Origin of the sequence: Nonomuraea mesophila, from assembly GCF_004352805.1 — a bacterium.
Taxonomy (GTDB): Bacteria; Actinomycetota; Actinomycetes; order Streptosporangiales; family Streptosporangiaceae; genus Nonomuraea; species Nonomuraea longispora.
Genome location: NZ_SMLD01000251.1, coordinates 1 through 10000, shown reverse-complemented (window position 1 = coordinate 10000; position 10000 = coordinate 1). Strand labels below are relative to the sequence as shown.

Annotated in this window: 12 protein-coding genes and 1 tRNA gene; 4 read left to right on the top strand and 9 right to left on the bottom strand. The window is 69.7% G+C overall.

The window, feature by feature from the left end:
* Window positions 1-121: 121 nt before the first annotated feature.
* A complete protein-coding gene (locus tag E1295_RS45080; protein WP_246081166.1) occupies window positions 122-652 on the top strand; it encodes a site-specific integrase in 531 nt (176 codons plus the stop codon).
* A 100-nt stretch (window positions 653-752) separates the two neighbouring features.
* On the opposite strand, the gene E1295_RS45075 is transcribed toward E1295_RS45080, so the two are convergent.
* From E1295_RS45075 to E1295_RS45065, 3 genes are all read right to left on the bottom strand, one after another.
* Window positions 753-825: transfer RNA gene (locus E1295_RS45075), tRNA-Thr, on the bottom strand.
* A gap of 8 nt (window positions 826-833) precedes the next feature.
* The gene (gene rlmB / locus E1295_RS45070; protein ID WP_132641058.1) at window positions 834-1808 is read right to left on the bottom strand and encodes a 23S rRNA (guanosine(2251)-2'-O)-methyltransferase RlmB; all 975 of its coding nucleotides are present in this window, start codon (window positions 1806-1808) and stop codon (window positions 834-836) included.
* Between the two features lie 265 nt (window positions 1809-2073).
* Window positions 2074-2811: a TetR/AcrR family transcriptional regulator gene (locus tag E1295_RS45065; protein ID WP_132641056.1), complete on the bottom strand. Its 738-nt coding sequence runs from the start codon at window positions 2809-2811 to the stop codon at window positions 2074-2076.
* A gap of 213 nt (window positions 2812-3024) precedes the next feature.
* Between E1295_RS45065 and E1295_RS45060 the strand changes: the two genes are divergently transcribed.
* Window positions 3025-4377, top strand: a complete 1353-nt coding sequence (locus E1295_RS45060) for a serine hydrolase domain-containing protein (RefSeq protein ID WP_132641054.1) — start codon at window positions 3025-3027, stop codon at window positions 4375-4377.
* 6 nt (window positions 4378-4383) lie between these two features.
* Here the strand turns inward: E1295_RS45060 and cysS are convergent, their stop codons facing one another.
* Both cysS and E1295_RS45050 read right to left on the bottom strand, forming a co-directional pair.
* On the bottom strand, window positions 4384-5775 hold the full coding sequence (gene cysS / locus E1295_RS45055; RefSeq protein WP_132641052.1) for a cysteine--tRNA ligase: 1392 nt from the start codon (window positions 5773-5775) through the stop codon (window positions 4384-4386).
* Between the two features lie 43 nt (window positions 5776-5818).
* Window positions 5819-6205: a PPOX class F420-dependent oxidoreductase gene (locus E1295_RS45050; protein WP_132641050.1), complete on the bottom strand. Its 387-nt coding sequence runs from the start codon at window positions 6203-6205 to the stop codon at window positions 5819-5821.
* A gap of 53 nt (window positions 6206-6258) precedes the next feature.
* Here E1295_RS45050 and E1295_RS45045 point away from each other — a divergent pair, with 53 nt between their 5' ends.
* Complete coding sequence (locus E1295_RS45045; RefSeq protein ID WP_132641048.1) at window positions 6259-7329, top strand: DUF2637 domain-containing protein; 1071 nt, start codon at window positions 6259-6261, stop codon at window positions 7327-7329.
* A gap of 56 nt (window positions 7330-7385) precedes the next feature.
* Here E1295_RS45045 and E1295_RS45040 read toward each other — a convergent pair whose 3' ends face one another.
* The 4 genes from E1295_RS45040 to E1295_RS45025 all read right to left on the bottom strand — a co-directional run bounded on the left by E1295_RS45040 (window position 7386) and on the right by E1295_RS45025 (window position 9187).
* On the bottom strand, window positions 7386-7655 hold the full coding sequence (locus tag E1295_RS45040) for a GlsB/YeaQ/YmgE family stress response membrane protein (RefSeq protein ID WP_132641046.1): 270 nt from the start codon (window positions 7653-7655) through the stop codon (window positions 7386-7388).
* A 102-nt stretch (window positions 7656-7757) separates the two neighbouring features.
* Window positions 7758-8039: a GlsB/YeaQ/YmgE family stress response membrane protein gene (locus E1295_RS45035; protein WP_132641044.1), complete on the bottom strand. Its 282-nt coding sequence runs from the start codon at window positions 8037-8039 to the stop codon at window positions 7758-7760.
* Window positions 8040-8225: 186 nt separating this feature from the next.
* Window positions 8226-8687: a 2-C-methyl-D-erythritol 2,4-cyclodiphosphate synthase gene (gene ispF, locus E1295_RS45030; RefSeq protein WP_132641043.1), complete on the bottom strand. Its 462-nt coding sequence runs from the start codon at window positions 8685-8687 to the stop codon at window positions 8226-8228.
* A gap of 17 nt (window positions 8688-8704) precedes the next feature.
* Window positions 8705-9187 carry a CarD family transcriptional regulator gene (locus E1295_RS45025; protein WP_020544658.1) on the bottom strand — a complete coding sequence of 161 codons (483 nt, stop codon included), beginning with the start codon at window positions 9185-9187 and terminating at the stop codon, window positions 8705-8707.
* A 246-nt stretch (window positions 9188-9433) separates the two neighbouring features.
* Between E1295_RS45025 and E1295_RS45020 the strand changes: the two genes are divergently transcribed.
* Window positions 9434-10000, top strand: a 567-nt coding sequence (locus E1295_RS45020; protein ID WP_181958146.1) for a copper chaperone PCu(A)C domain-containing protein, incomplete at its 3' end; no start/stop codon positions are given.

The following is a 10000-nucleotide window of genomic DNA, read 5'->3' as shown; positions in this document are numbered from 1 at the left end:
ACGGTGAGCGACACGGGTGTGCCTTCCCGACCGACGTTGGCGCGTCGGCCTTATCTCGAAACCTTGATCAGATGATTCGGGAAGGTACACCCCTTCCCGTCAGATCCACAGGTTTCGATCATTGCTCCTGCTCAACCTCCGCTGGACGGACGTGGACCTGGACAAGCCCCAGATCCACATCACCGGCACAGCCGCGGTGATCGACCGCCAACGAGTCGAGGGCACCACCAAGAGCGGACGCTCCCGCGTCGTGTCCCTCGACCCCAGCACGGTCAGAGTCCTCAAGGCCCACCGCGCCCGGCAGGACGAGGAACGCCTAAGGCTCGGCGAGTCCTGGAAGGGCAGCGGCGCGTACGTCTTCACGACCGGCTGGGGAGACCCGCTCTTCCCGGACACGCCCAGTTCCCTGATGCCCAAGCTCATCGAGACCCACAACAAGCAGAACCCGCGAGTCCAACTCCCCCACGCCCGCCTGCACGACCTCCGCCACATCCACGCCACGACGCTGCTCCTGGCCGGTGTGCCCGTCCACGTCGTCGCGGCCCGACTCGGCCACGCCGACCCGGCGATCACCCTCAGGGTCTACGCCCACGTCATCCACGAGCAAGCGGCCACCGCTGCCGACGTCTTCGCCAAGGCCGTCGGTGGGTGACGGCCGTGTTAGCAAGCCTGTTAGCAAGATCTCAAGATTGTCCTGACAAACCAAGAGGCCCCTGAACCGGAAACACCAGTTCAGGGGCCTCTTCATGCAGAGCCGACGAGGGGAATCGAACCCCTGACCTTCTGTTTACAAGACAGATGCTCTGCCGATTGAGCTACGTCGGCGCGGCCTATCAGTGTAGACGCTGGCGACGCCTGTGACGAGCGACTTCGTACAGTGCCACCCCGGCCGCCACTCCCGCGTTGAGGGACTCCGCGGATGCGTGCATCGGGATGCGGGTCACCACGTCGCATTGCTCGCGTACCAGCCGCGAGAGCCCCTTGCCTTCGGAGCCGACGACCACCACGAGGGGCTCGGTCAGGAGTTGGGCGTCGCCGATGTCGGTGTCGCCGGCGCCGTCGAGGCCGACCACGAACAGACCCGCGTCTCTGTAGTCGCGCAGGGCGGCCGTCAGGTTGGCGGCGCGGGCGACGCGCAGGGTGGCGAGTGTTCCCGCCGACGTCTTCCAGGCGCCTCCTGTGACGCCGGCCGAGCGGCGTGAGGGGATGAGCAGGCCGTGGGCGCCGAAGGCGGTGGCGGAGCGGGCGATGGCGCCGAGGTTGCGCGGGTCGGTGACCGAGTCGAGGGCGACAATCAGCGGCGGTTCGGCGGCATCGTGCGCGATGTCCACCAGCTCTGACGGGTGCGCGTAGTCGTAGGCGGGGATCTGGAGCGCGACGCCCTGGTGGACGGCGCCCTCCGTCAGGCGGTCGAGCTTGTCGCGGGTGACTTCGAGCAGGGCGATGCCGCGTTCTGCGGCGATCTTGATGGAGTCGCGTACGCGGTCGTCGTTGTCGATGCGCTGCGCCACATAGAGGGCGTTGGCGGGCACGTCGGCCTGCAGGGCCTCCAGCACCGGGTTGCGGCCCCCGATGTATTCAGGTGCGTCTTCCGAGCGCCTGCCCTTGGTGGGAGCGGCGCGGCGGCCGCCCCCTCGCTCCTCGCGGGCGACGCGCTCGGCGCGGGCCTTGTCTTTGTACCAGTGCCGCATCTCCGCGGGCGGGGTCGCGCCCCTGCCCTCGAGCGACCGGCGGCGCTGCCCTCCGGTGCCTTTGGACGGGCCCTTCTTCTTCGCGGGCCTGCCCGAGCCTCTGCCGCCTGCTGCCATGGGATCCAGGGTACTCGGGGCGCGGGGCAACTCGGCCCACGCGGGAGAGCCTGGAACGACGACTGCCCACGCGAAGGACCCTGGCGACCACCCTCACGCAACGAACCGGCCAACCGCTTCCACACGAAGCCGCCGGGTAACCTCGCCCGCGCGAGGCTGCCAGGTGATCTCGCCCGCGCGAAGCCGCCGGGTAACCGGTCTCACACAACGCACCCGGGCGGCTCGGCCGTTCCAGGCAGCCCCACCGCGCCGGTGCCCAGAGGGCTCAGCTGGATGACCTCAGTCTGGAAGTCACTCCCTCCAGGACGCATTCCAGGCCGACGCGGAACCCGTCGTCGCGGTCCTCGCGCACCCGCCGTCCCCGCTGCCCCGCGTAGAGCCGGCGCAGCCGTGGATGGTCGCGTGCGGCTTCCTCGGCGGCGGGCAGCAGGCGTTCGGTCCATTCCTGCTCACTCTGCCCGCTGCGGCCCAGGGCGGTCAGGGTGGCGGCCTCGCTGGTGGAGATGCCGACGACGTACGCCACCACGGTGTTCATCGCCTGGTCGGCCTCCTGCAGGCCGAACCCGCCCTCCTCGAACACGGCCAGCATCTCCTCCATCAGCCGGGTGACGTTGGGCCCCAGGTAGGCCAGGCCGGTCTCGCCCAGCACGGAGACGATCCAGGGGTGGCGCAGGATGGTGGCGCGGAGGCTGTGGGCGCAGCCGGTGATGGCCGTACGCCAGCCCCCCGGGTCGCCGGTTGCGGGCACCTCGACCTCGCCGTAGACCTCGTCGACGACGAGTTCCAGCAGTTCGTCCTTGTTGGCCACGTGCGTGTACATCGAGGTGGCCCCGGCGTTCAGCCGTGTGCCGAGCTTGCGCATGCTCAGGGCGTCGACGCCCTCGGCGTCGAGGAGCTGGAGGGCCGTGGAAACGATCTGCTGCCGGCTCAGCGCCGGCTGGTCGCGCCGCTGAGGGCGCGGCCGGGCCCACACCGATGGGACCTGCTGCTCGTCGGCCGGCATGTGGCTCCTTCCCGAATCCCCGAATCTCCGACTCTCCGTAGCTCGGACTCTCCGAAGCTCCGTAGCTCCGACTCCCCGTAGCCCCGATTCTCCGTTGCTCCGAAGCGTCGTCCGCACAGTGTACGGCTTGCGCACATCGTGCGACCATCCGTACGGTGTGCGGAGTCGCCGCACACCGTACGGCGCCTCACCCGAAACCGAGGGGAACAACCCATGTCCTTCGACGTCGAGAGCTGGCAGACCCGGCTCGACGAGTTGCGCGCGGCCCACGGCGTGCCCGGCGCGTCGCTGGCGGTCCTGACCGGCGGCCGCGTGCACGAACTGGCCGCCGGCGTGCTGCACGAGGGCACCGGGGTGGAGGTGAGCACCGACTCCGTCTTCCTGTCCGGCTCGCTGGCCAAGCCCTACACCGCCACGCTGGTGATGTCCCTGGTCGACTCCGGCGACCTTGAGCTGGACACGCCGGTGGTGGAGGTGCTGCCCGAGTTCGGCACCCCCGACCCCGAGGCCACCAGGGCGATCACGATCCGGCGGTTGCTGTCCCACACCGGCGGCATGACCAACGACTTCACCTACGATTCCGGCCGGGGTGACGACTGCCTGGCCAGGTACGTCGAGGCGCTGAGGGAGGTCCCGCTGGACTGCCCGCCGGGCACGGCGCTGTCGTACGGCAGCTCCGGCTACGTCGTGCTGGGCCGCGTCGTCGAGGTGCTCACCGGGCGGACGTGGGACCAGGCGCTGAAGGAGCGGTTGTTCGTCCCGCTCGGACTTGAGCACTCGATGACGCTGCCGGAGGAGGCGCTGCGGTTCCGGGTCGCGATGGGCCACCTGGACGGTCCCGCGCCGGTCTGGGACCTGCTGCCGCGCTCGGCGGGCCCGTACGGCAGGGTCATCGTCTCCGCCGGGGACGTCGTCCGCTTCGCTCGGATGCACCTCGACGGCGGCCTCGCCGCGGACGGCACGCGCGTGTTGTCGGCCGAGGCGGTCGCGGCCATGCAGCACCGCCACGCCGGAAGCCCGGACAAGTGGTCGATGTCCGCCGACGGCTGGGGCCTCGGGTGGACGCTGCACGACTGGAACGGGGTCTTCGGCTACGGGCACGACGGCAGCGCCGTCACCCAGCGCGCGTACCTGCGGGTCGTCCCGCACGCGGGCGTGGCCGTCGCGCTGCTGACCAACGGCGGCGCCTTCGGCCGGTTGTACGCCGACCTGTTCGGCGAACTGCTGGCCGAGCTCGCGGACGTGCGTATGCCGCCGCCGTTCGCCCCGCCGGCGAACCCGCCCGCGGTGGACCTGGCACCGTGGACGGGCACCTACAGGCGCCCCGGCGTCGTCACGACCGTCACGGAGGACGAGCGCGGCGGGCGCATCCGCTACGAGTTCGTCGACGGTATGGAGGGCTTCGCCGATCCGCTGGAGTCGGATCTGACGCCGGTGTCGCCGACGGTGTTCGCCGCCTCGGGCGCCCCTTTCGGCGAGGATCATCTCCCCGTGGTGTTCGCCACGCTGGCCGACGGCACCCCTTGCGTCTACGTCGGCATGCGCGCCACGCCCAGGGTCGCCTGAGCGCTCCTAGCGGCTCAGCTCCCAGCGCGGCCCGTGCGGGGTGTCCTCCACCGTGATGCCCGCGGCGCTCAGCTGGTCTCTGATCGCGTCGGCCGCCGCGTAGTCCTTGCGCTCCCGGGCGGCCTTACGCTGCTCCAGCGCCACCGCCACCAGCGCGTCGACCACGGGCGACAGGTCGGAGCCCGTGCCCCGCCACTGCGGCGAGCGCGGGTCGAGGCCGAGCACGTCGAGCATGTTCTGGGTCTCGGCGAGCAGGCGGGCCACCGCCTCCTTGTCGCCCCGCGACAGCGCCACGTTGCCCTCGCGCACCACCTCGTGCACGACCGCCAGCGCCTGCGGGGTGCCCAGGTCGTCGTCGAGCGCGTCGGCGAACGCCTGCGGCAGCGGCGCGTCGGCGTCGACGTCGTGGATGACCTCGGCGGCGCGCGTGACGAAGCCCTCGATGCGCTGGTAGGCGGCGGCGGCCTCCTGCAGCGCCTCCTCGGAGTAGTCGATCGCGGAACGGTAGTGCGGGGCCGCCAGGTAGTAGCGCAGCTCGACGGGCCTGACCTTCTGCACCATCTCGGGGATCAGCAGGGAGTTGCCGAGCGACTTGCTCATCTTCTCCGCGCCGATCTTGAGCATGCCGTTGTGCATCCAGTAGCGGGCGAACCCGTCGCCCGCCGCCTGAGACTGGGCGATCTCGTTCTCGTGGTGCGGGAAGATCAGGTCGATCCCGCCCCCGTGGATGTCGAACGTCGGCCCGAGGTATTTCGTCGCCATGGCCGAGCACTCCAGGTGCCAGCCGGGGCGGCCGGGCCCCCACGGGGTCGGCCAGGTCGGCTCGCCCGGCTTCTCACCCTTCCACAGGGCGAAGTCGCGGGGGTCGCGCTTGCAGGACTCGTCGTCGGTGTCGGCCGCCGCCCGCATGTTCTCCACCTTCTGGTTGGAGAGCGAGCCGTAGCGGTCGGCGTAGGACTGCACGTCGAAGTAGACGTCGCCGCGGGAGGCGTAGGCGTGCCCGCGCTCGATCAGCCGCTCCATGAGCGTGATCATCTCGGGGACGTGCCCGGTGGCGCGGGGCTCGACGGTCGGCGGAAGGCAGCCCAGCGTGTCGTAGGCCCAGGTGAAGGCCCGCTGGTTGCGCTCGGCCACGACGAACCAGGGCACGCCCTCCTCGGCGGACACCCTGATGATCTTGTCGTCGATGTCGGTGACGTTGCGGCAGAACATCACGTCATATCCGGAACGCGCCAGCCAGCGACGCAGCACGTCGAAGTTCACACCCGAGCGGATATGCCCGATATGCGGAGGAGCCTGCACGGTCGCCCCACACAGGTAAATCGACGCCCGGCCGGCTTCGACCGGAACGAATTCGCGGATGGCGCGTGCGCTGGTGTCGTAGATGTGCAGGCTCACGAAAGAAAGGCTAACGCCTCCGAGCTGCCTCCCGAGCGTCGAATCAGCCGCGCAGCGTGACCTTGTCCGGAGAAATTCTCACGACGAGTCGCTCAGTGCCCGGTTTGTCCTCCCATGGCTGGCCCCGGTACTTCTGCGACAACTCCTCGATGAGCGCGCCCTCGGGGTCGGGCGTCACGGTCACCCGCCCGCGCACCTCGACGTACCGGTAGGGGTTGTCCGGGTCGATGACGAGCAGGCTCGCCCTCGGGTCGCGCTCGAAGTTGCGCGGCTTGACGCGTCCGTTCGCAGTCGAGAAGACCACGTCGTCACCGTCCGTACGGATCCAGACCACGCTCGATTGAGGTCCGCCGTCCGGATTGATAGAGGTGACCGTCGCGAAATTCGGCGCGTCCAGGAGCTTGCGGGCATCTTCTGACAGCACAGCCATGTGTCCTCCTAGATCGGTCTGACCTTCCATTCTTCTGTAGGCTCACAACCGCCATGGACGTGACTCCCCCTTCTGCGCTCCGCCGCCTGGGCATCGCCCTCGCCGGGCTCGCCGTCGCCGCCCTCACCGGGGCCGCGTGCGCGCTCTCCTTCGACGACCTGCGCGCGCTGGCCGTCACCGGCCAGGCCGCCGACGACCTCGCCTACCTCTATCCGGCGGCCTTCGACGCGCTCCTGGCGGTCGCGCTGATCAGCGTGCTGCTGCTGCGCTCGGCCAAGCTGCTCATACGCGTGCAGACGGCGTTCGTGCTGGTTCTGCTCATCGTGGCGGCCGCCGCGGTCAACGTGGCCGCGGCCGTGCGGTTCACCTTCGACGTACGGGTGACGGCCATCGGCGTGGCCCTGGCGCCCTGGGTCATGCTGGCGCTCGCCCTGTGGCTCTGGCTGGTGCTGATCAAGCACGTGCACGCCCGGCGCGGGCCGGGAGGCGAAGCCGGCGCCGAGCCCGCCGCGGAGCAGGACATCGTGCCGTTCGGCCGGCCCGCTTCCGCCACGGAGACGGCCCCGGAGCCTGCCACGGAGACGGTTCCGGAGCCGGCCGCGCCGGTCCCCACCGCCGCTCCCGAAGCCACGCCGCGACCCGAGCCGGACCCCGAGCCCGTGCCGAAGCCGCGAGCCGAGCCGACCCCCGGGCCGACCCCCGGGCCGACTCCCGGGCCGACCCCCGAGCCGGAGACGGCGCCGGTCTCGGCGCGCGTGTCCGAGTGGCCCGTGCAGGAGGAAGAGGAGAAGGCGCTCCGCCCCGTGGACTTAGATCCCCGGCCGGAGCCCCCGACGCGGCCCGTCCGGTGGGGCGATCGGGTCAAGCCGGAGGACGTTCTGGTCCACCCGCGCTCGCCCGGCAAGGACACCGGCGAGGACACCGGCGAGGACGCCGACACGCAGCCGCACCCCGTCATCGTCGACGACGACCCCGACCCCGCCCACGGCCCCGAGGCCGCCGACCAGCACGAGGCCAGGCCGGAGGGCGACATGGAGGACACCGCCCCGCACCCGGTGGTCCACGAGGAGACCCCGGCCCCGGCGGAGCGGCTGCGCAGCACCCCGACTCCGCCGGAAGACTGACGCGCACGCAGGAGGCCCGCCCGGGAGCTCTCCCGGGCGGGCCCACGTGAATCCGCCTAGACCTTCGAGCCGCGGCGTAGCCCCGCGACGAGGCCGACGCCGACGACGGCGAGCACGACCTGCATCACCAGTTCGATCCAGTCGATGCCAGGCGTGGTCTCGACACCGAGCACCTGCGCGAGCAGGGTGCCCAGGAGAGCCGCCACGATGCCGACGACGATGGTGAGGATCCAGCCGATGGCCTGCTTGCCGGGAAGCAGCAAGCGGCCGACTGCGCCGATCACGGCACCGATCACGATGGCGCCGAGGATGGACTGGATTGTCATGACACAAACCTCCCCGTGAGGGTGAGCGGTTCACTCCCACGGGGTGCTCGCTACCCGATCTACCGCGATTATGCGCAGATATGACGAACGGGCAGGTCAGACTCAGGTTCTTCCGGTACGGCCGGAGCGCCCGGCGCCCATGCGCGTCACGAGGAGGACGCCCACGACCGCCAGCACGAGTTGGAGAATGTGCTCGATCCAGTCGATGCCCCTCGTGTCGGCCCAGCCGAACGCCTGCGCGATCAGCGTGCCGATCAGAGCGGCCACGATGCCGACGATGAGGGTCAGGCCGATGGACATCTTCTGCTTGCCGGGCACCAGCAGTCGGCCGAGCGCCCCGATTATGGCGCCGATGACTACTGCGGACACTATCGCGCCGATCATGTGCAGCTCCCCCCGAGACGTTCACATGTCTTCGAGCAGACCTACCCGTTGAACAGGCAAACTACCCAAAATGGAAGGCGGCGGTCCGTACCGCGCCAGTGACGAACCGCCGCCTTCGGATTTCGGCGGGCTTGGCGACGCCCCGCCGGGACACCCTCACGCGTCCCTGCGTAAGACGCCCGGCGCTCAGGAAAGGTTGACCACCAGCGCGGTGGCGAACGCGGCGATGCCCTCGCCGCGCCCGGTCAGCCCCAGCCCGTCTGTCGTGGTGGCGCTCACGCTCACCGGTGCGCCCACGGCTGCGCCGAGAGCCGTCTCGGCCTCGGCGCGGCGCGGTGCGAGCTTCGGCCGGTTGCCGATCACCTGGATGGCGACGTTGCCGATCTCGTAGCCGGCGGCGCGCACCTGCCGCGCGGTCTCTTCGAGCAGCGCGGCGCCCGACGCCCCGGCCCAGCGCGGGTCGGAGGTGCCGAACAGCCGGCCGAGATCGCCGAGACCGGCGGCGGACAGCAGCGCGTCGCAGGCCGCGTGCGCGGCCGCGTCACCGTCGGAGTGGCCGTCGAGCCCGGTCTCGCCCGGCCAGTGCAGGCCGGCGAGGTTGAGCTCGCGCCCTGAAGCGAACGGGTGGACGTCGACTCCGACGCCCACCCGTGGAAGATTCGTGCTCAGGAGTTGAGAACCTCGTCGAGAAGGGCCTCAGCCTTGTCCTCATTGGTCTTCTCGGCCAGGGCCAACTCGCTGACCAGGATCTGGCGCGCTTTGGCGAGCATGCGCTTCTCGCCCGCGGACAGACCGCGCTCGCGGTCCCTCCGCCACAGGTCCCGAACCACCTCGGCGACCTTGTTCACATCGCCGGAGGCGAGCTTCTCCAGATTGGCCTTGTAGCGACGAGACCAGTTGGTCGGCTCTTCCGTGTGCGGCATCCGAAGGACGTCGAAAACTCGCTCAAGGCCTTCCTGGCCGACAACATCGCGCACACCGACGAGTTCTGCGTTTTCTGCTGGCACCTGGACGGTAAGGTCGCCCTTGTCGACCTTGAGCACCAGGTAGGTCTTTTCCTCACCCTTGATGGATCGCGTCGTGATTGCTTCGATCCGAGCAGCCCCATGGTGGGGGTAGACGACAGTGTCGCCGACCTGGAAAGTCATGTGACAAGTACCCCTTCCGCTGTACTCCAGGGTACCACGCATCCACAGCCTCCCGGAACAGTGAAATCCTCATAACTGCAGGTCAAAGCCGCATATTGGGGCTTGACAAGTGCTCAACTGTATGAATCGCATTTGCGGACATAGCGAATGACCTGCGGGGGTGCGGATATGACCATGCATTCAGGTCGATAAGGTGGGCGCGGCTCATGCGCATGCGCGAGACATGCGGGTGAGCCTCACACACGCATGCGCAAGACCAAGGAGTACCCGCCCGTGACCAGCAGTCGCTGGATTGTCGTAGCCGCCGCGTTCTTGGCAGTCCCCGCGCTCGCGGGGTGCGGGGCAGGATTCGACGCCACCACCAACCAGCCGTACGCCCCCAACGAGGCGCAAGTGTTGATCGAAAAGGGTGCATACGGCACGCGCGGCATTCACATCCCGCAGGCGTTCATCCTCGGCCCTGACCCTGGGGCGCAGCTCGCCTGGCGCGGCTCCGCCCCCGTCTACCTCAACATCCTCAACAAGTCGGGCGCGCCCGACACCCTGCAGAAGATCACCACGAACAACATGGGCGAGGTGAAGATCACCGCGCCGATCCAGCTGCCCGTCGGGCAGCTCGTCAACACCGGCAAGCCCAGCCCGCAGATCATGCTCGAGGCGATCCCCAAGAGCCTCAGGGGCGGCGAGAGCGTCAAGCTGGACCTTCAGTTCGCCAACGCCGGCGTCGTGTCCATGCACGTGCCTGTGGTCACGCGCAGCCGCGAATATCAGAACTATCCTCCGGCGCCCAACGCCACCCCGGCGCCCACCCCC